At 70.9% G+C, this 19,405-nt stretch carries 21 protein-coding genes; 6 read left to right on the top strand and 15 right to left on the bottom strand.

Annotated features, from left to right (window positions below; all coding sequences use genetic code 11):
- Positions 1-20 precede the first annotated feature (20 nt).
- Entirely contained in the window at positions 21-437 is a 417-nt protein-coding gene (msrB, locus tag RM590_RS16175; RefSeq protein ID WP_311705271.1) for a peptide-methionine (R)-S-oxide reductase MsrB, read from the top strand.
- Here the strand turns inward: msrB and RM590_RS16170 are convergent.
- The gene (locus RM590_RS16170; protein WP_311705270.1) at positions 391-1,329 is read right to left on the bottom strand and encodes a carbohydrate kinase family protein; all 939 of its coding nucleotides are present in this window, start codon (positions 1,327-1,329) and stop codon (positions 391-393) included. The two genes, msrB and RM590_RS16170, sit on opposite strands and share 47 nt — an antisense overlap.
- 58 nt (positions 1,330-1,387) lie before the next feature.
- On the opposite strand from RM590_RS16170, the gene RM590_RS16165 reads away from it, so the two are divergent.
- Positions 1,388-2,017: a LysE family translocator gene (locus tag RM590_RS16165; RefSeq protein ID WP_311705269.1), complete on the top strand. Its 630-nt coding sequence runs from the start codon at positions 1,388-1,390 to the stop codon at positions 2,015-2,017.
- A 234-nt stretch (positions 2,018-2,251) separates the two neighbouring features.
- Here the strand turns inward: RM590_RS16165 and RM590_RS16160 are convergent, their stop codons facing one another.
- The 3 genes from RM590_RS16160 to RM590_RS16150 are packed head-to-tail and all read right to left on the bottom strand — an operon-like array spanning position 2,252 to position 5,558.
- Entirely contained in the window at positions 2,252-2,779 is a 528-nt protein-coding gene (locus tag RM590_RS16160) for an SRPBCC family protein (protein WP_311705268.1), read from the bottom strand.
- A gap of 20 nt (positions 2,780-2,799) precedes the next feature.
- On the bottom strand, positions 2,800-4,578 hold the full coding sequence (gene treZ / locus RM590_RS16155) for a malto-oligosyltrehalose trehalohydrolase (RefSeq protein ID WP_311705267.1): 1,779 nt from the start codon (positions 4,576-4,578) through the stop codon (positions 2,800-2,802).
- 59 nt (positions 4,579-4,637) lie between these two features.
- Positions 4,638-5,558 (bottom strand): GNAT family N-acetyltransferase, encoded by a 921-nt coding sequence (locus RM590_RS16150; protein WP_311705266.1) that lies wholly within the window; start codon positions 5,556-5,558, stop codon positions 4,638-4,640.
- A 222-nt stretch (positions 5,559-5,780) separates the two neighbouring features.
- Between RM590_RS16150 and RM590_RS16145 the strand changes: the two genes are divergently transcribed.
- The gene (locus tag RM590_RS16145) at positions 5,781-6,350 is read left to right on the top strand and encodes a DUF1707 and FHA domain-containing protein (RefSeq protein WP_311705265.1); all 570 of its coding nucleotides are present in this window, start codon (positions 5,781-5,783) and stop codon (positions 6,348-6,350) included.
- Between the two features lie 186 nt (positions 6,351-6,536).
- Here RM590_RS16145 and RM590_RS16140 read toward each other — a convergent pair whose 3' ends face one another.
- Both RM590_RS16140 and RM590_RS16135 read right to left on the bottom strand, forming a co-directional pair.
- The gene (locus RM590_RS16140; RefSeq protein WP_311705264.1) at positions 6,537-7,463 is read right to left on the bottom strand and encodes a lytic polysaccharide monooxygenase auxiliary activity family 9 protein; all 927 of its coding nucleotides are present in this window, start codon (positions 7,461-7,463) and stop codon (positions 6,537-6,539) included.
- Between the two features lie 198 nt (positions 7,464-7,661).
- On the bottom strand, positions 7,662-8,708 hold the full coding sequence (locus RM590_RS16135) for a lytic polysaccharide monooxygenase auxiliary activity family 9 protein (protein WP_311705263.1): 1,047 nt from the start codon (positions 8,706-8,708) through the stop codon (positions 7,662-7,664).
- 365 nt (positions 8,709-9,073) lie between these two features.
- Between RM590_RS16135 and RM590_RS16130 the strand changes: the two genes are divergently transcribed.
- Both RM590_RS16130 and RM590_RS16125 read left to right on the top strand, forming a co-directional pair.
- Positions 9,074-9,670, top strand: a complete 597-nt coding sequence (locus RM590_RS16130; protein ID WP_311705262.1) for a hypothetical protein — start codon at positions 9,074-9,076, stop codon at positions 9,668-9,670.
- Positions 9,671-9,867: 197 nt separating this feature from the next.
- Entirely contained in the window at positions 9,868-10,611 is a 744-nt protein-coding gene (locus tag RM590_RS16125) for a phosphotransferase family protein (protein ID WP_311705261.1), read from the top strand.
- Positions 10,612-10,723: 112 nt separating this feature from the next.
- Here the strand turns inward: RM590_RS16125 and RM590_RS16120 are convergent, their stop codons facing one another.
- The 8 genes from RM590_RS16120 to RM590_RS16085 are packed head-to-tail and all read right to left on the bottom strand — an operon-like array spanning position 10,724 to position 16,813.
- The gene (locus tag RM590_RS16120; RefSeq protein ID WP_311705350.1) at positions 10,724-11,146 is read right to left on the bottom strand and encodes a phosphotransferase; all 423 of its coding nucleotides are present in this window, start codon (positions 11,144-11,146) and stop codon (positions 10,724-10,726) included.
- Positions 11,147-11,179: 33 nt separating this feature from the next.
- A complete protein-coding gene (locus tag RM590_RS16115) occupies positions 11,180-11,485 on the bottom strand; it encodes a MazG nucleotide pyrophosphohydrolase domain-containing protein (RefSeq protein ID WP_311705260.1) in 306 nt (101 codons plus the stop codon).
- Positions 11,486-11,530: 45 nt separating this feature from the next.
- Positions 11,531-12,037 carry a nucleoside/nucleotide kinase family protein gene (locus RM590_RS16110; RefSeq protein ID WP_311705259.1) on the bottom strand — a complete coding sequence of 169 codons (507 nt, stop codon included), beginning with the start codon at positions 12,035-12,037 and terminating at the stop codon, positions 11,531-11,533.
- Positions 12,034-12,963 carry a nucleoside 2-deoxyribosyltransferase gene (locus tag RM590_RS16105; protein WP_311705258.1) on the bottom strand — a complete coding sequence of 310 codons (930 nt, stop codon included), beginning with the start codon at positions 12,961-12,963 and terminating at the stop codon, positions 12,034-12,036. Before RM590_RS16105 ends, RM590_RS16110 begins: the two co-directional genes overlap by 4 nt.
- Positions 12,964-12,984: 21 nt before the next feature.
- Entirely contained in the window at positions 12,985-13,785 is an 801-nt protein-coding gene (locus RM590_RS16100) for a PfkB family carbohydrate kinase (RefSeq protein WP_311705257.1), read from the bottom strand.
- Positions 13,786-13,795: 10 nt separating this feature from the next.
- Complete coding sequence (locus tag RM590_RS16095) at positions 13,796-14,584, bottom strand: DNA ligase-like domain-containing protein (protein ID WP_311705256.1); 789 nt, start codon at positions 14,582-14,584, stop codon at positions 13,796-13,798.
- Entirely contained in the window at positions 14,581-15,303 is a 723-nt protein-coding gene (locus RM590_RS16090) for an aspartate racemase/maleate isomerase family protein (protein WP_311705255.1), read from the bottom strand. Before RM590_RS16090 ends, RM590_RS16095 begins: the two co-directional genes overlap by 4 nt.
- Entirely contained in the window at positions 15,275-16,813 is a 1,539-nt protein-coding gene (locus RM590_RS16085; protein ID WP_311705254.1) for a radical SAM protein, read from the bottom strand. Before RM590_RS16085 ends, RM590_RS16090 begins: the two co-directional genes overlap by 29 nt.
- Positions 16,814-17,007: 194 nt before the next feature.
- Between RM590_RS16085 and RM590_RS16080 the strand changes: the two genes are divergently transcribed.
- Positions 17,008-18,393 (top strand): hypothetical protein, encoded by a 1,386-nt coding sequence (locus RM590_RS16080; RefSeq protein ID WP_311705253.1) that lies wholly within the window; start codon positions 17,008-17,010, stop codon positions 18,391-18,393.
- Positions 18,394-18,402: 9 nt separating this feature from the next.
- Here the strand turns inward: RM590_RS16080 and RM590_RS16075 are convergent, their stop codons facing one another.
- Entirely contained in the window at positions 18,403-19,146 is a 744-nt protein-coding gene (locus RM590_RS16075; protein WP_311705252.1) for an SDR family NAD(P)-dependent oxidoreductase, read from the bottom strand.
- Positions 19,147-19,405 lie beyond the last annotated feature (259 nt).

The raw sequence follows: 19,405 nt of genomic DNA, 5'->3' as shown, positions 1-19,405 counted from the left end.
CCGCAAGGAAGCAGCGAACCATGGGATACAAGGTCGACAAGTCCGACGAGCAGTGGCGCGAGGAGCTCTCCGAGGAGGAGTACCACGTGCTGCGCGAGGCGGGCACCGAGCGCGCCTTCACCGGTGAGTACACCGACACCAAGACCGTCGGCGTCTACAACTGCCGCGCCTGCGGGGCGGAGCTGTTCCGCTCCCAGACGAAGTTCGAGTCGCACTGCGGCTGGCCGTCGTTCTACGACCCGGCCGACACCGACGCCGTGGAGACGCGCGCCGACCACTCCATCCCCGGCCGGCCGCGCACCGAGGTGCGCTGCGCCACCTGCGGCTCCCACCTCGGGCACGTCTTCGCCGGTGAGGGCTACGGCACCCCCACCGACCTGCGCTACTGCATCAACTCCATCGCCATCCGCCTGGACCCCGCCGACTCGGACTCCTGATCCCGGCCACCGCCGTGGCCAGCTCCGCGGCGGTGATGTGCCGTTCGTGGGTGCCGTGCCGGGTGCAGGCGAACGCCCCCGCGACCAGGCCCGCCAGCGCGCTCGCGTCCAGGTCGCCGCCGCCCATCAGCGTGTGCAGGAACGCCGTGGCGAACGCGTCCCCCGCGCCGTTGCTGTCCACCACCGGATCGGGCGGCGTCACCGCCGGATAGTGCCGCACCTGCTCCGACTCGCGGGACAGCACGTGGCAGCCGCGGTCGCCGTCCGTCGCCACCACCAGCCTGGCGCGGCCCTTGGACAGGATCATCCGCAGCACCTCCGGCACCCGGTCCCGGAACGAGGCCGCGCTGAGGAACACATAGTCCGTGTGGAACGCCCACGGGTGCGTCGCGGGGTCCTCGCCGTCCCATGCGTGCAGATCGGTGGAGGTGCGCACCCCGCGCCGCTCCAGTTCGGGGATCAGCTCCCGGTTGAAGTGGCTGCGGGAGACGTGCACATGACGGACGCGCTCGACATGCGGCAGCACGAACGCCAGCGGCATCAGCAGGTCCGCCGGGTGCCGCCCGTCGTAGAACGAGAAGCGGCGGCCCTCGGCGTCCACCAGGTTGACGCTGCGGGGCGTCCCGGACGGCGCGGGCAGCGTGTCGAAGTCCAGCCCGGCGCCCCGGAACCGGGCCCGGATCACCTGGCCCTGCGCGTCCTCGCCCAGGAAGTCCAGGAACGTCGTGCGCAGCCCCAGCGCGTGGAACCCGAGCGCGTATCCCGTGCCCGAATGGGCCACGTAGTCGCGGATCGGCTCCACGTGCAGCAGGTCCCGGTCGGGCACTTCGAGCCGTTCGACCCGGACGATGGTGTCCATTCCCGAACCGCCGATCACCAGTACGTCTCGCATCGGCACATCGTACGGAAAACCGGTGGTGCGGTCCCGGTGCCGGACGCAGGATGACGGCATGTGGAGCACTCTTCCGGCGTTTCTCGGCGCCTGCCTGCTGGTCGCCGCCTCGCCGGGGCCGAGCACGGTCCTGATCATCCGCAACTCGCTGCGCGGCCGCCGCTCCGGCCTGCTGACCGTCCTGGGCAACGAGAGCGGCGTGTTCCTGTGGGGCGTCTTCGCGGCCCTCGGCCTGACCGCCGTGCTGGACGCCTCCGAGGTGGCCTACGACGTGATGCGGGTCGTCGGCGCGGTGGTGCTCATCGGCTTCGGCGTCCAGGCGCTGCGCACCGCCCGCCGGATGGGGGACGGGGGGCTGGGCGAGGCGGCCGCCCCCGGTGAGGCCCCGCCGACCGGGTGGCGCAGCTACCGCGCCGGGCTCCTGCTGAACCTGGCCAACCCCAAGGCGGGCATCTTCGCCATGGCGTTCCTCCCGCAGTTCGTCCCGCAGGGCGCACCGCACCTGCGGTCGATGATCCTGCTCGCCGCCGTGTGGGCGGTCTTCGAGGTCGGCTACTACGCCACCTACGTCTGGGGCGTGGGCCGGCTGCGCGCCCTGCTCTCGCGCCCCGGCGCGCGCCGCCTGCTGGAGCGGATCTCCGGCGGCGTGCTGATAGCCCTGGGCATCCGGCTGGCGACCGAGGGCTAGCTAGGCCCTGCCCGGCCGATCCTGCCGGGCCCGCGACGCTCCCCCGCAAGCGGGAGGTACCCCCAGGCACGCACGCTCGCTGCTCCCCCAGACTCCGTCTGGGAGGTGCCCCCAGCCGAATCGCGCGAGTACGGCCAAGTACGAGCTGCGATCCGGCGCCTTACGATCGCACGCACCAGACGCCGTGGGCTGATCCGACAAGATCGACCGGACAGGACCTGACCGGACCGGTGCTCAGCCGGCCGTGAACAGGTCCTCGTACTGGTCGCGCAACTGCTCCCAGCCGTGCGCCCGGGCCGACTCGCCCACCACCCGCGGCACTTGGAGCCCGTAGAGCGTACCGGCGAGGGCGGCCAGGCACAGATGCCAGCCGGCCGCGAACGACGACGGCTCCTCCTGCTCGGCGAACGTGTGGGTCAGCTCCAGCCGCGTCCCGGTGTCCGTGGGCGTCAGCGCGAAGCGCAGTCCGTCCTGGTCCCAGGTGAGGGCGAGCAGGCGCGGTGGATCGAGGGTGGTGACCTCGCCGCGCGGGCCCGGTCCCTTCTCGCCGGGCACGGGCAGCGCCACCTCGCCCGGCGCGTCGAGATCGCGGCCGGGCAGGAACGGCGCCCAGCGGGCGACCCGTTCGGCCTCGGTGAGTGCGGCCCACACGTCCTCGACGGGGTGCGCCAGCTCACGCTCCAGCGTGAGCGACCAGCGCCGGCCGTCGGCGGACCGTTCGAGCGCGCCGCCCACCGGCTGCTGGGGGAGTGCGTCGGTCATGGTCCCTTCCTACCTGGTGACTACGCGGCCCGCAGCAGCACGGACGCCGTCTCCGGCGGCAGGGACAGCCGGCCCGACGGGTCCGGCGGGGGGCAGCGCCGGTTCGCGGCCAGCGGCTCGAAGGCGCCCGGGCCCAGATGCGCCACGGCCGTCGCGGCCCGCGAGAAGTTCACCGCCACGGTCAGCGGACCGCTGTGCACCACCAGCCAGCCGGCCGCCTCGTCGTACTCCGCGTGGACGTCCGACAGCCGCAGCCTGGCGGGCAGATGGCGGTGCCGGATCGCGATCAGCCGCCGGTGCCAGTCCAGCATTGCCGCCTGCTCCGCCCGCTTCGGCCGTTCGCCGTACCAGGCCCGTGCCACGTCCTGCGGCCAGTCCAGGCAGGACCGGTCCCGGGTCGCGGGGTCCTGCGGATCGGGGATCTCCGCCTCCGACCAGCCGTGCGCCCCGAACTCCCGGCGGCGCCCGGCCCGGACCGCCTCGGCCAGCTCCGGGTCCTGATGATCCGTGAAGTACTGCCAGGGCGAGGCCGCCCCCCACTCCTCGCCCATGAACAGCATCGGCGTGAACGGCCCGCACAAAACCAGCGCCGCCGCCAGCGCCGCCCGGTCAGGGCCGGCCAGCGCGATCAGGCGGTCGCCGAGCGCGCGGTTGCCGATCTGGTCGTGCGTCTGCGCGTACCCCACCAGCCGGTGGGCCGGCGTCGCGGCCCGGTCCAGCGGGCGTCCGTGGCGGCGCCCGCGGAACGCCGAGTAGCCGCCGTCGTGGAAGAAGCCGCGGGTCACCGTGGCCGCGAGCGCCGCCAGCGGGGCCCGCGCGAAGTCGGCGTAGTAGCCCTGGCCCTCACCCGTCACCGCCGCGTGCAGGGCGTGGTGGAAGTCGTCGTTCCACTGGCCGTGCAGCCCATGGCCGTTCGCCTCGCGCGGGGCCGTGGTGCGCGGGTCGTTCCGGTCGGACTCGGCCACCAGGAACAGCGGGCGGCCCGTCTCGGCCGCGAGCGCGTCCACCGCCGCCGACAGCTCGGCCAGCAGGTGCTCCGCCCGGTTGTCGACCAGCGCGTGCACCGCGTCGAGCCGGAGGCCGTCCAGTCGGTAGTCGCGCAGGAACGCCAGCGCGCTGCCCACGAAGTACGCCCGCACCTCGTCGGAGCCCGGGGCGTCCAGATTGACCGCCAGGCCCCACGGCGTGTGGTGCCGGTCGGTGAAGTACGGGCCGAACTCCGGCAGCCGGTTCCCGGAGGGGCCCAGGTGGTTGTGCACCACGTCCAGCACCACGCCCAGCCCATGACCGTGCGCGGAGTCGACAAATCGCTGAAGCCCCGCCGGGCCGCCGTATGGCTCGTGCACCGCCCACGGCGCCACCCCGTCGTAGCCCCAGCCGTGCCGCCCCGGGAACGGGCAGACCGGCATGAGCTGCACATGGGTGACGCCGAGGGCGGCCAGGTGCGGCAGCCGCTCGGCCGCCGCGTCGAACGTCCCCGCACGGGTGAACGTGCCGACGTGCAGCTCGTACAGCACCGCCCCGGCCAGCCCCCGCCCCGGCCAGGGATGCCGCCACCGGTAGCCGGCGAAGTCCGGCACCGCGGCCGTTCCCTCCGGACCGTCCGGCAGCCGGCGGGCGCGCGGGTCGGGCAGTACGGGTCCGTCGTCGAGCGCGAACCCGTACCGCGCGCCGGGCGAGGCCGCGGCCTCGGCCCGCCACCACCCGTCCCGCTCCGGGGCGGGGGCCATCGGGAGGGGACGGCCGGACAACTGGAGCGTGACGCGCCGGGCGTGCGGTGCCCATACCTCGAAGAGCATGGGCACCATGGTCCGTGCCGGCAGGGCCCGATGGCCAGCTCACCGCCCCGGCGTGTGGCTCACGACCGGGTCATGCAGAACCGCCGCTGGGCCACCGGGTAGCCCGCCCGGGCGAACGCCTTCGCCATTCCCTTGTTGCCCACGTCCGTGGCCGCCGCGATCTTCTCGGCGCCCTCGGCCGCGAGCGTGTGGGTGCACTCCACCAGCAGGTCGTAGCCGTACCCGTGGCCGCGCTGCTCGGGGACGACGCCGATGAAGCCGACGATCGGCCCCCCGAAGTTGCGGCCCGGCACCTGGATGCCCACCAGTTCGCCGCCGGGGGTGTAGGCCAGCCGCCACCACTCGCGCGGCGAGGGGCACCAGCGGAAGAAGTCCAGCTCCTCCTGGGCGGCCAGCTCCACGCCGCCCTTCTCGACGGCCAGCAGCGCGTGGGCGTCCAGCGTCTGGCTGTGCACCCGCTTCAGCACCTCAAGGACCACGTCGTCGTCCGGCTCCGGCCGGAACTCCAGTCGGCCCGGCCGTTCCGGCACCCCGCACGCGGGCGTCCAGGTGTACCGGTAGCGGTCCACCAGCGGCCGGTAGCCCGCCTCGGTGGCGGCCTCGATGCGCTCCTCGGCCGCCGCCCGCACCGGGGGCCGTTCGGTGTAGTCGGGCGGCAGCATCAGTTCGTAATCCGCCGTCAGCGGCACCCGGCGCAGCAGCTCCACGGCGGCGTCGCGGTCGGTGAAGTCGAACCAGTCCAGGGCCACCGGCTCCGTGTCGTCCGGCCCGCCCCAGAACGCGGCCCGGGCGACCACCTTGCCGTCGCGCAGCGCGACCCAGGTCCACTCGGGCCGGTACTCGCCGCCGTCGGCGACCGTTTCGTAGACATTGCCCGGCGGGTCGACCAGCACGCGTCCGACGAGGCCGGGGTCGGGCAGAGAGGTGAACAGTTCACGTGCCTCGTCCTGCTGGAGGGCACGAATGACCAGATCGGTCATGAAGATCCTTCCGGAAGCGTGACACGCCTCCGGTCAGCCCGGGAAACGCCCGACGGAGGGGCGGCGGAGGCGTGCACTGCTGATGAGAGATGCCGTAGTGGCGAACATGGCGACGCCTCCTTCCTCAACTCAAGGGCGCAGCGGCACAGTAGCCGACCCCCGCCGCCGCCGTCCAGCCCGGGAGCCTGGACAGCGGCACGGGGGTTCGCGGAGAATTCCCCCATGACCTCTGTGGAGTACGGCGCTCCCTCTCCGCGCATATCCGACGCGGACCGCGAGCGCGCTCTCGACGTGCTCCGGGAGAGCATGGTGGAGGGTCGGGTCTCCCAGGACACCTTCGTGCGCCGCGTGGAGCTCATTCTTGCGGCCCGGATTCCCGATCAACTCTTCGCCGCCGTGCGCGACTTGCCCGACCGGCAGGCCACGCCCCCGCCGCGCGCGGGCTGGCTCGCCGAATCGGTGACCAGGCTCGTCACCCTGCCCGGCCGGCTGCGCCTGGCATGGGAGGCCCAGCGGCTGCCGCAGCTCGTGCTGCCCGCCCCCGGTCCGGTGCCGCTGGTCATCGGCCGCGCGACCGGCTCCGGCCTCCGGCTCAACGACTCCAGCGTCTCCCGCCATCACGCGCAGCTCAGCAGCGCGGGCCTGGGGTGGCTGCTGCGCGATCTCGGCTCGGCCAACGGCACCTGGGTCAACGGCCGTCGCGTCATCGACGCCGTTCCCGTTCGCCCGGGCGACCATGTCCGCTTCGGCGCCGTCGCGTTCCGGCTGGCCGCCCGCGAACTCCCCGCCTGACGCGAACTCCCGCCCGTCGTGAACTCCCCGCCCGAGAAGGGCCGACCGCGCACGGGCACGTCCGCGCGCGGTCGGGGTACGGACCTCTCCGCGAGAGGTGTGAGCCCACGGGAGGTGTGAGCCGGCCTGCCGCCCAAGCGGGGGCTGGGAGGTGGGGCGGCAGGCCGGAGTAGGAGGAGTGCCGGGTCAGTCGGCCCAGCCGGGCAGCACCCCGTTCATGGCGCGCACCAGCGCGCTGATCATCGGGGACGCGGTGCCCTCGGCGGTGTGGGCGGCGTGCTCCGCGTGCTCGCCGGAGCTGTGCTCCTCGCTCACCAGCGGGGCGGCCTCCTCGCCGAGCCGCTCGGCCGCGGCGGCCGATTCGGCCGCGTCGGCGTCGCTGACCCCGGGGACGGTGACCTCGCCGTTGCCGCCGTCGAAGACGACATCGGAGCAGCCGTAGAAGGTCTCCTCACTGTCGGAGCGCTCCCACACCGTGTAGATGATGTGGCGGCCCTCCTTGCCCTCGGGGAGCTGGGCGTTCCAGTAGTACTCGGAGTCCGCGTTGCCGACCGAGCCGCGGTAGGGCGGGTCGGTCTCGGAGTGGAACGGCACGTCCTCGATGTCGTCCCAGGTCAGGGGCTGCGTCGGGTCCCAGCCGTCGACCGTGACGTACTGGTGGAAGGTGCCGGGGTGGTGGGCCCACGGGTTGTAGGTGAACTCGTAGGTCGCGCCGGCCGTCAGGTGGGTGTAGGGCCAGTCGGTGCGCGGCAGGTCGAAGCCGGAGAAGTCGTAGACGGTGGCCGCGCCGGAGCACAGTTCGCCGTCGGGAATGAAGCCCTCGGTGCGGCCGCCGCCGTTGGACTGGAGGACGGCGAACCAGTTGTAGAAGCCGTTCGCGCCGCTGGTCTCCAGAGCCGCCCGGCAGGCCGGGTTCGTGGGGTTCATGGCTCCGGTGCTGTCCATGCTGTACTTCCAGCACAGGTACGTGCGGCTGCCGGGATCCATCGGCGCGCCGTGCGCCGCCGCGCTGCCGCCGGTGAACATCACCGCGGCCATCGCCGGCAGGCTGGCCATGGCGGTCAGCATGCCGAACTTCCTCAGACGCGCCCGGGCCTTGACTCGGTCACTCATCGCGTTGCGTCCCTTCGCCGTGATGAGGTGGGGGGTTAACCGTGTGTGGGAGCGCTCCCAGCTCGCGACCGTAGCGCCGGGCAACTCTTCCTGTAAAGGGTTTTGACGGCATGGCGGCGCGGTGGCGGCGCGCCGCGCGGGATCCCCGCCCGCCGGTTGGTCGGGCCGGCGGGCGAGGATCCGGTATCGGGCGGGACGTCAGGAAACGCCGCAACTGATGGCCGAACCGGCCTCGGGCGGAGTCCCGTTGGACGTGTAGCCGAACGTGGTGGACGAGCCGGGGCCCAGTGATCCGTTCCAGGCCGCGTTGGAGACCATGATGTGATCGTCATGGGCTGTCAGCGACCCGTTCCAGACGCTTTGGATGGCGTTCCCGGCCGGTTGTGACCAGGAAGCGGTCCAGTTGGTGATCGGAGCGTCACTGTTGTTGGTGACGCGGACCTCGGCCTGGAAGCCGCCGTTCCAACTGTTGACCGTGCCCAGGGTGGCCGCGCAGAAGGGGTCACCCGGCTGCGGGTCCGGGTCCGGGTCGGGGGTGCCGCTGTCGCCGGGGACGGTGACCTCGCCGTTGCCGCCGTCGAAGACGACGTCGGAGCAACTGTAGAAGGTCTCCTGGCTGTCGGAGCGCTGCCAGACCGTGTAGATGATGTGCCGGCCGGTCTTGTTCGAGGGGAGCTGAGCCTCCCAGTAGTACTCGGACTCTGGGTCGGCGACCGGGCCGCGGTAGGGCGGGTCGGCCTCCGAGTGGAAGGGCACGTCCTCGATGTCGTCCCAGGTCAGGGGCTGCGTCGGGTCCCAGCCGTCCACGGTGACGTACTGGTGGAAGGTGCCGGGGTGGTGGGCCCACGGGTTGTAGGTGAACTCGTAGGTCGCGCCCGCGGTGACATGGGTGTACGGCCAGTCGGTGCGCGGCAGGTCGAAGCCCGAGAAGTCGTAGACGGTGGCCGCGCCCGAGCAGAGCTGGCCGTCGGGGATGAAGCCCTCGGTGCGGCCGCCGCCGTTGGACTGGAGGACGGCGAACCAGTTGTAGAAGCCGTTCGCACCGCTCTCGTTGAGCGCGGCCCGGCAGGCGGGGTTGGTCGGGTCGATCGCCCCGCCCTCGTCCAGGCTGTACTTCCAGCACAGATAGGTGCGGCTGCCCGGGTCCATGGGCGCGCCGTGCGCCGCCGCGCTGCCGCCGGTGAACATCACCATGCAGAGCGCGGGCAGCGCGGCGAGGAGAGTCAGCAGGGCTGATCTCTTCATGCGCGCGCGGGGGGTTGGCCGGTCTCTCATCGCGTTGCGTCCCTTTCGATGAGCGAGTCGTCCTCAAGGTGAGGACAATTCGATGGGAGCGCTCCCAGATGCCGTGACCGTAGCGCCGGGCAACGCTTCTGTAAAGGCTCGGCGCAGGGAGTGTGCAGGTACTTTGTAGGGTGGATCACCTCAAGTCGGGGCAGACGAAAGGGTGTTGCCGGAGGCATATGCCGAACCGTGCCGGGTGGCGTGCCGTTGGGGTGCGCCGGTGAGCAGAGTGATGTGGTTGCACGATCCGAGCGCGCCCGATGGGGCCGCTCCGAAGACCCGGCCGTCCGGGGGCCGTTGACCTGGAGCCGTTCCGCAGGATCCGCGTGGCCGACGGGCCCGGGCCGGAACAGCGGCGCGCGGCCGTCACGTTCGCGTATCCCGAGTACCCGGCCCGCTCCGGGAGTTCTGCCGCGGCGGAACGGGCGGCGTGGCGGCAGGGCGCGCGAGCCTTCACGCTCTGGCGCGACGCCGGCCGCGGCGAGGCGCTGGCCCATGTGGTCACCACGGCCGCCGCCCGGCGGCAAGGCGCGGCGTACGCGGTGCTCGACCCGGCGGGGAACCGGCTCGCGGAGATCACCCGGCGACCGGCCGGTTTCTTCCGGCGCGCCCGGTGGACGGTCCAGCCGGCCGGAGCGGAGGGGGCGGCGGTCGGCGCGAAGGGCGATCTGCGGCACTGGATCCCGTGGCGGCTGTGCTGGGTGTTCCTCCCCGCGAGCCTGGCGATCGTGGTGGTGGTCATCCTGGCGTTGGGCACCTCCCCGACGCCGCGCCGGATCGCGTGGCGGGTGGGTGAGCAGACCGTGCTTCGCTACACGGACGGCCCGGCGCTCTACGAACTGCGGCTGCCGGCGGCGTTTTCTGGGATCCACGGGTGGCGGCCGGGCTGCTGGCCCTGGTGGAGAGCTATCCCGGCTGGCTGACGCGGCGGGGGCCGGTGGCCGGTTGAGGTCCGGCTGCGGTCCGGTCAGCGCAGGGCCGGTGTTGGAGTGGTGGGCTTGGCCTGGTCAGCAGTCGGTGTCGTGCACGAGGCCGCTGGGCAGCGGGGCGCGGTCGGCCGCGTAATCGCACGCGATAAACCCGGCGACATCGGCGAACTTCCCCGGGATACTGGTCGCCCATGGATGAGGTCAAGGTCGTCGTCGCCCATTCCGAGCGCGCGACCCTGCGCGTCGGCGATGTGTTCCTGAAGGTGGACTCCGATCAGGCGCGCATCGAGGCCGAGGTGGCGGCGATGGCCCTGGTGCCGGTCCCGACCCCGGAGGTCCTGTGGCGCAAGCCGTCCGTGCTCGCGATCGCCGCGGTCCGGGGGACGGCACTCGGCCGCCTCGGCGAGCCGTCGGCCGCGTCCCCGGCGGCGTGGGCCGCGGCGGGTGCCGCCATCCGGAAGTTGCACGACGCGCCGTTGCCGCCCTGGCCCAGTCGGGGAAAGAGCCTTGAGGAGTTGGCGGCGGATCTCGACGGCGAGTGCGAGTGGCTCGTGACGAACGGCGTCCTGCCCGCCGACCTGGTCACCCGCAACCGCCAGGTCGCCGAGGCCGCGCTCCGGCCGTGGACTCCGGTGTTCACGCACGGCGACCTGCAGATCACTCACGTGTTCGTCGACGGTGACGAGGTCACGGGCATCATCGACTGGTCCGAGGCGGGCCCGGGTGATGCCCTGTTCGACCTCGCCATCTTGACGCTCGGACACGAGGAGCACCTCGGTGACGTTGTTGCCGGCTACGGCACCGACGTCGACCTCGACGTGATCCGCGCGTGGTGGTCGTTGCGCAGCCTGCTGGTGGTTCGCTGGCTGGGCGAGCACGGGTTCGACCCGTTCGCGGCGGGCTGTGAGGTCGACGTGCTGAGATCCCGGATGTGAGGCTGTGCGGGCCCGCTGCTTGAGTGCGTTCTGACGCACTGAGCAGGCCATCTCCTGGGGCGCATCGCCCCGGCTGGGGCCGGCGGCCGGTTGAGGTCCGGCCGCGGTCCGGTCAGCGCAGGGCGGAGAGCAGCAGGGGCCGGTGTTGGAGGACGAGTGCGCGGCAGGCGGTGGCCCATTCGACGGCTGTCAGGGCGTGGGCGCGGCGTTCGGGGGTGTGCCCGGGGTCGTGGAGGATCCGGGTCTCGGCGTCCGCGACCTCCGTCTGCCGTTCCACCATGGCGTCCAGCAGTGGCTCCGGTTCGAAGTCGCCGTAGCCGTCGTGGAGTTCGCGCAGCAGGGTGGCCTGTCGTGTGATCGGTATCGGCATCCGTTCCAGGATGCACCAGGACCAGGCCATGTACGCGAGGTCGTCGAGGCGTCGGCCGGGTCGGCAGCCGTCCCAGTCGATCAACGCGGTCGGCATGCCGTCCCGGAAGACGGTGCTGTTCAGGCCCGGGTCGCCGTGGATCACGCACTCCTCGCCGTCCGCCAGGGGGAGTGGTGCACTGCGTCAGCCGGGGTTGGGTCAGCCGTCGTTGGTGCGGATGGGTACGCCACGTTCGTCTGGTGCGTAGGTGCGTCGGGTGTTCTTCTCGATTTTCTGGGCTACTTCGTGGTCGAGGTCGATGTCGTTCATCTGGGCGAGGGCGGTGAGGTAGAGGAAGACGTCGGCCAGTTCTTCGCCGAGGTCGGGGAGGTTTTTGCGCCAGGCGGTGAAGGCTTCGCCGACTTCGGCGGTGAGCAGGCCGAACTCCAGGGCAATATCGGTGGTGTTGAAGCCTTTGGCGTGTTTGTTCTCCCAGGCGAGCTTCTGGGCGGACCGGATCTCCACGGCTGACAGCTCCTCGGCGGCTGGTGCGACGGTTGCGGCCTGAGCCTAGTGGGGATTCCGGGGTGTGAGGTCGAGGGTCGTGGTGTCGAGCGTGCGCACGGGGGTGTAGTCGGCGAGGGAGTCGAAGACCTGGTGGTAGGCGGAGATCAGGGCGGAGATCTCCTCCAGGGGGATGGCGTCGCCGTCCCGGGCGAGGAGGCGTTGGCGGACGAGGTGGGGTGGTGCGGTGAGGTGGATGAGCAGGCCGGACCGTGCGGTGACGCTTTCGGCCAGATCGATGGCCTGGCTCCAGGAGATGCGTGAACGTCCTCGGAGGAGTGGCCCGTAGACGAGCTCGCTGAGGAAGCAGCGGTCGAGGAGGATGCGGCCGGGTTCCTCCAGGAGGGTGCGGTAGCGGCCGGTGAGGTCGAGGTGGTCGGGGGTTCTGGGGGAGTGGACCACGGTGAAGCCGTGCTGCGTTGACAGGTGCGCGGCCAAGGTACTTTTGCCGACTCCGTCGCAGCCTTCGAGTACCAGTGTCCGGCGGGTATCGGCGATCTCTTCGAGTGTCATGTGGACAGCCAGGCGTGGACGGCCTCGTGGCTGTCGAGCCGGGTCTCCACGGCGTACTGGATCATGAGGTTGCGCCAGTTGGGTTCCCGGCCGTGGGCGTGGGTGAAGGCCGACCGGGGGCAGAAGGCGGCGATCCGTACGCCACGGGCGGCCGCGGCGCCGATCAGCACGGCCGCGCCGGGGGGTGTTTCGGGGCCGGAGACGTCCACCAGGAGGCGGGAGGCCGTGCACGCCGTGGCGAAGTCGTCGCGGGCCGCGGACAGGGGATCCACTGCTGTGAAGCGTTGGGGCAGCGACGGTTCGTGGTCGGCGGCCAGAGGTGTCGTGTCGCCGTACGGTGAGGGTTCGACGTAGAGGGCGGACGTCCTGCCCGACGGGTGGGGCACATTGAGCGTTGGCGGTGGGGATGGTCGTGTCAGGGCGTCGGTGACGGCTTCGAGCGCGGTGTCGAGCTGCGTGAGATTGCGCTGGAGGAACGCCGAAAACCGGCAGCCGTCGGAGTGAGCCGGGTTCGCGGGGCTGAGGCCGGGGATGCGGATGACTGGGGTGGCGATGGCTTGGATGAGCGGGTCGGGGAAGTCGAGGTGAGGGCCGTCCTCGGTGAGTGAGTAGGTCTGGAAGTCGGTGCTGACGATGGTCACCGGGACGCCGGAGGCGGCGGCATATCCGATCTCCATGCAGACCCCGTCGTCGAGGCTCGGGCCGTGCAGGACGGCGATCAACGCGTCGAGGTGGGCAAGCCGTTCGCGGTCCAGCTCGAAGAGGCGGCGGCCTTTCACATCGGCGACCAAGTCCTCCTCGTCGGTGTCGCAGAACGGGAGGAACACGCGCTCGGGGCCGACCACGGCCCCAAGACACTGAGCGAGGTGTGCGGCGACGGCTCGGTCGTGTGCCGCGAAGAGCCGGTGGGCGACGTAGTAGTACACCGGAGACCCCTAGGGCTTGCGTCAGGTACGGGGAGTGGGAATCGGAAGCAGCGGGGCCGTGACGTAATCGGTGGCAGCCACCACTGCCGCAGACAGGGCCCTGCCGGGCGGTGCGCCGTACCGGCGGTGCGCGAGATACGTGCCGGCCAGCGTGTCACCGGCGCCCGCCACATGGCGTGCCGAGTGCGAGGGCGGCATCACGCGCGCGGTCTCCAGCCCTCGGTGCAGCAGCAGGGCCGGCCGCGGGCCGTCGGTCAGCACGACCTCCGGCAGGAGTGCTATGTCGAGGACGGCGCACAGTAGTTGGAACTCGGCCCTGTTCACGAAGATGGTGGAGGCCATCGGCAACCACGGGGCGGCCAGGCGGATCATGTCGTTCGCGCTCGGGATGAAGAAGTCAACGCTGAAGCCGGAGCGGCGGGCGGCGAGCGCGGAGAGAACAGGACGCGGATCCAGCGGACGGCGGCAGCACACGTGGTACTGACCGTCCGCGTGGTGGGCCAGGTAGGCGAGGGCGTGAGCCGTCAGGTGCTCGGATACGCCGTAGTCGGGGTGTACGGAGAGCAGTTCGCCATCCGTGTCGTAGTTCAGGCCGAAAGACGCGGTCGCGCCCTCGGCATGTCGGACCCCGGACCAGTCGAGGACATCGAATGCGGGCGCCGCGGGAACGTGCGCGAGATCGCTGCCTAGCACGGAGACCGGCACGGCGACGAGGCCGGCTTCGGCGGCGGCCAGCGACAGCAGAAGAGCCGCGCCGCCCAGGCCGCGTTCGCCGTCGCTTTCCAGGTGGCGGATGCGGTCGACGGAGATGTTGCCGATCACGGCGAGAGTGTCAGACATGGGGGTGCGCGCAGTCGACGATCCTGGTGCACAGCGGTCGGCGGCTGCACAGGCGGGCGGAGGGGCCGTTGAGGTATAGGCGCTTGAAGTAGATCAGGACCAGGTGCACCCACCAAGTGGGTGGCGCGTCCTCGGGAATGGTGACGCGCTGCCCGTGCCTGGCGGCCAATGCGCGGAAGTCGGCCGACCGGGCGCGCACGGCCGCCTCCAGGACGTGGCGGAACCGTTCGTGGGCCACCGGACCGGGCGGGAGGACGATGCCGAGAGCGGGAGCCAGTTTCGAGACCATGCCGGAATCCACCGGGATGATCCCGCAGTGGTATCCACGGGCGTTGAGCAGCGCGCATTGGGCCACCTTGAACGACGCACCGTGCACTCGACGGGCGAAGTCGAGGATGAGGGCGTCACAGTCGGCCGAGGGGGAGGCCGGGCTGACACTCTGCTTCTCCCAGTGCTGGAGAAGTCCCGCGAGGGAGCGCAGGTAGTCGATGCGGCTCCGGGTCAGACCGATGGGCGCGACCAGATCGGTGAGTTCGGCATCCGTCGCGGTGAGCAGGTCGTCGAAGCCGCGGACGTTGGCCGAGGCGATCACCCGCGCGTAGGTCGTCACCATCCGGTAGGAGACCCGCGTGGACCAGCCGGCGGCCAGCATCCGCATCCTGGTGTCGGTGATCGACAACGGCCACCAGCGGTTGTCGTCATGGTTGACCTCCACCTCGGCGCGTACGTCCGGCAGTGCCGCAGCCCGTTTGACCAGCCCGTAGATGCGTTCCACTGTCATGCAGTCACTCCCGCGGAGATACGAGCCGCCATCAGCCCGATGGCGAGGTTGGAGGACAGTACGGGCCTGCCGAGCCGGCGTTGCAGGGCGGAGATCAGAGACAGCGTGTGCCATCCGGTGCAGGACAGCACCACGGCGTCGGCCTCACGGACGGCTGCTGCGGGAAGCTGGTTGACCAGTGCTCGGACCTGGTCCCGTGTGACGTCGGGATATCCGTCGACGAGTCCGAGACCCACCCCTGCCAGAACGGAGATGCCCGCTTCGGCGAGCGCCGCACTCTCCGCCCGGGTCACGGCAGCGGGATAAGGGGTGACGAGAACGACGCGGTGCAGGTTCGAGATGGCCAGCGTGTCGACGAGCGCGTCGAAGGCGGTCACCACCCCGATCGGCAGCGGGCACCCTTCAGCGAAGCCCGCGGACGTGCACGCGAGGATCACCGAGTCCAATGGCACGTGCGAGAGGGAGTCGACAGCATCCAGGGACGCGGCGCACAGGCCCTCCCAGAAGGAGGCGTCGATCGCTGTTCCTCTGGCAGCGGGCACCAGACGGGCGTGGTGGAACACCGTGTTCACCAGGCCCAGGCGCGGCAGCTCCGCCTCGACCGCCACGTTGGCCCACGGCAGCAGGATGCCGACCCGGGCGGTGCGAACGGCAGCCGCGTCAAGAGAAGCGAGCAGGTTCAGAGTGCCATCAGGCAGCGGCGGCAAGGCGTTCTCCATAGATCATCCGCGGGGCGTGGCCGATGACAGTGAGGTCGGCCGTGCTTCCCGGGGGAACCGCGGCGTTCCGCTCCACGACCTGAATCGAGTACGAGCCCAGGCGCCGCCACCAGGTCCCGCCCTGGCCCACGAAATAGGAGTGCAGCCCCGGCACGCGCAGGCCGGCCGGGTAGACGCGCTCCTTCATCGGCTGGTCCCAGGCGAAGTCGATGTCCGCCTTCCATGTCGCGAAGTGCTCTGCCGATGGCGGCGGAGGCCGTTCCCCGAGCGCCGCCAGCGGGGTGCCCGGAAAGGCGCGGGCGAGCCGGACGTTGGTGCGATGGCAGAGGAGGCCCGCGTCCAGGATCTCCGCCAGACCCCGGAGATTCGCCACGTGCGTGCCATGGGTCTCACCGGGCAGACCGTAGATCAGGTTGAGGCCCGGAAGAAGCTTCGGGAGCCCGCCGGGACCCCGGTCCGCGCCCGCCTCGTTGATGTGCTCGACGGCGCGCATCAAGATCTGCGGGGTGCAGGTGAGGGTGTTTCGCTCGATGACCGCCGGGTCGAAGCTCTCGATGCCCATGGGCGCGCAGTTGCCCTCGGTGCAGTGGTCGGCCACCAGCTTGGCGATGCGCAGCCCCACCGGCGTGGCCACGGTCAGCGGGTCCGCGTTGTCGATGTGCAGGACTTCAAGTGCAGGGCACCGCTCACGGATGCCGCCGAGCAGCGCCCGGATCGCATCCTCGTCGCGGTGCCGGTAGGAGAAGAAACAGGTCTGCTGGCCGAGGCGGAAGTTGCGCACGCCGGCCGCGTAGAGCTGCGTGGCCTCCTCGACGATGTCGTCCACGTCGCGGAAGGCAACGAGAGGGGACTTGGCGGGCTCGTTGCAGAAATCGCAGAACTTCCGGCGTGTGCAGCCGCGGTACAGCTCCAGCTCGGCGATCGGTCGCCAGTTCATCTGCTCGACCAGCCCGGAGAAACTGCCCCGGTCGGCTCGCGCTTGGCCGTAGGTCGTCGGCTGCTTGCTGCCGAGCGCGAGGTCCCCCGACGTAACGGTGTGGGTATGGACGGCGTCGAACAGCCCGGCATATTGCGCGGGCGCGTTGAGTGCGTACGTCGACAGCGGTCCCAGCAGGTAGCGCCGGCCGCGGACGCAGGCGAGCGCGCGGGCGATCTCCTCCAACGACCCGTTGACGGCGTGCAGATGGACGGACGGCACCGCGTCCCCCGCCACGACGACGACGATCTCCGCGTCTCGCAGCAACTGGATGGCGTTGCTTCGATTGATGGTCGCCGAGTAGGTCAGCGGGTCACTCAAGGGCGGCTCGACCGCGGCCCTGCCGCCCGCCAGACACCACCGGACGTCGTCGATTGTCAGATAATGCACGACAACCCCGGGCCGGGCTCGGGTCAGAGCCGACCAGGCACTGCGCACATAGGTCGACAGATACGGCGGCACGCCGAGCCCGCTTGGCTCGACGGTGAAGCAATCCAGGATCACTAACGGGTGCATGCGTTCTTCTCCCTCCAAGGCGGACAGCCCTTGACACCGCTCCGCGAGCTCGCGCGCTGAGGATCGTCGTCGGCCGTCGCGCTCTCAGTTTCGGCGCCCGAAGGCACCCGCAGCAGGGGGTGGCGGGGTTGTTTGGTTGTACGGCGGTTGTTCCGCGACAGCACTCTGTCGAGCGCTGGGACACAGAGCGTTCATCGGGGCATCATCAGGGCATGGGCGGAGTCAGGGAGTCGGGCGAGCACAACACGGCACTGGAGGCTGTGATTCTCGAAGCCGGCTGTTCGCACGCGGCCCTGGCACGCAGGGTGAACGAACTCGGCCGGTGCCAGGGCGTCGTTTCTCGCTATGACAAGGCATCCGTGACGCGTTGGCTCCAAGGCATGACACCTCGCAACCGCGCGCCAGAGTTCATCGCCGCGGCGCTGGGCGAGTGGCTTGGACGCCCCGTCACGCCGGTGGATTTCGGGTTCCCGGCGCAGCCCCAGCGCCCGGTGGCTGCACGCGCACTGATCTACCGTGAAGACGTGGGCGAAACGCTGCACACTCTCGCCGAGCTCGGCTCCACCGATGTCTCGCGGCGCACCCTGTTGGGCACCGTGCCGTTCGTCGCGACGGCCCTCATGGAACCTCAGCGGCAATGGCTGCTGTGGCTGGTGGAGGAGGAACAGACGCCCCGTCTCGCCGCCGTCGCCGGGGGCGGTCTGGCCGCGCGGGTGCGGGCGATGATCGACATGTTCGACGAGATGGACAACAAATACGGCGGCGGTGGGGTGCGCGCCAGCATCATCCACTATCTGAGCACTCAGCTCACGCCCATGCTGCAACAGCGCAGCCAATCGCCCCACCAGCGCCGTTTGCTGTTCACGTCCGCCGCGAAGCTCGCCGCGATGGCTGGCTGGTGCTCGTACGACTCCGCCGACTACGGGCTTGCCCAGCGATACATGATTCAAGGGCTGAGGCTGTGTGCGGAGGGCGGGGACCGGGTCCTCGGTGGGCAGATCCTGGCAGGGCTGTCACACCTGGCGACCAGCCTCGGCAGCCCCTCCGAGGGTGTCTCGCTGGCCCGGGCGGGCGTCGCCACCGCCAAAACTGCGGGCAGCCCGCTGGGATTGATGCGGCTGCATGCGATGGCGGCCCGTGGGCATGCCGCTCTCGGCGACTCCCGGCGGGCCACGGCCAGTCTGCGGCTGGCCAGCGCCGCGCTGGACACGAGCAATGGACCGGACGAGGAATCGCCCTGGGTCCGGTTCCTCGACCACCACTACCTGGAAGCGGAGGCGGCCCAGGTCCATCGCGACCTCGGTGAGGCGACGCAGGCCGAACGGCTCGCCACGGCATCGGTGAAGGCGAACGGCGATCGCCGTCGACGCCAGGCGATCAGCCGCTCGGTGCTGGCCACCGCGCTTCTCCAGCAGGACCGGCTGGACGAGGCGGTAGGCACCGCGAGCCAGGCGCTGGACCTCCTGGGGGATGTCCACAGTGAACGTTCCGTCCAGGCGCTGCGTGACTTCCGTACGCGGCTGGCTCCGCTCAGGATGGAGCCCATGGTGCGTGACTTCGAGCGCAAGGCCAGGCCGCTCCTCGGCACGGCGGCCTGAGCGGGACTTTCAGTAGCCGTTCGGCGTGGGTGCGTTCTGCCCTTTGTCCACGGGGATGTTCGCCCCTGTCACCCCCCTGGACTGGCCGGACAGCAGGAAGGCGATCACGTCGGCGACCTCCTGGGGCGTCACCAGCTCCCTCCCGGGCAATTCCTGGAGGAAGTGGGCGAAGGCTGATGGATCTTCTCGCCGCATGCGGTCCCATCGCTTCCCGGGGATGAGCATCGAGCCGGGGCTGACGGCGTTGACGCGGATGCCGGAGTCGGCGAGTTCGCGCGCCAGCGAGGCGACCATGAAGATCTGGGCTGCCTTCGCCGCACCGTACTGAGCCTGCGGGCCGGGTTTCCAGCCGGAGATCGAGGCCACGACGACGATGGATCCGCCGCCGGCTGCCCGCAGATGGGGAGCCGCCGCAGTGGTCAACCGGGCCGCGTGGCCCGCGTTCATCTCCCAGGTCTCCGACCAGTCCTGATGGGTGGCCTCGGCGAGCCCTCGGCCACGTGCGCCGCCCGCGGACGCCACAACGCCATCAAGACCGCCCATCTCGGTCGCGGCATCCTCGACGAACTGCTCCAGCGCACCGGGTTCCACCACGTCCAGAGCGCGGGTGACGAGTGCTCCGGACGACTGGACTGTGTCGCGCAGGGCACTCAGCCCCTCCGGTGTTCGCGCGCATGTGGCTACTCGCGCCCCCTCCGTCAAGAGCAGGCGTACGACGTGCTCACCGAGCCCGCGGGAGCCGCCGGTGACCATGATGCGGCGGCCGACGAATCTCCCCGGTGCCGCGCGTTCCGTTCGTTTATGTGAAACGTGAGCCATCGACTCGTCTTCCTGTACAACCCGTGCGTTTCTGCGTGGGTGAGAACAACGCCAGCTCACCCTTCTGACTTCGTGCGCGTTCCGGTTGTGTGAAGGCGAACCCGGTCCGGAACGGACGGCGCTGCTGACATCCCGGCCAGATCCCCGGGTTCCCGGACCATCCGGCGGCGCCTGTCTGGGCCGCACGCCGGTA

The sequence above is a fragment of the Streptomyces litchfieldiae genome, from assembly GCF_031845365.1.
Lineage (GTDB): Bacteria > Actinomycetota > Actinomycetes > Streptomycetales > Streptomycetaceae > Streptomyces > Streptomyces litchfieldiae.
This window is presented reverse-complemented; position numbering and strand designations above follow the sequence as displayed.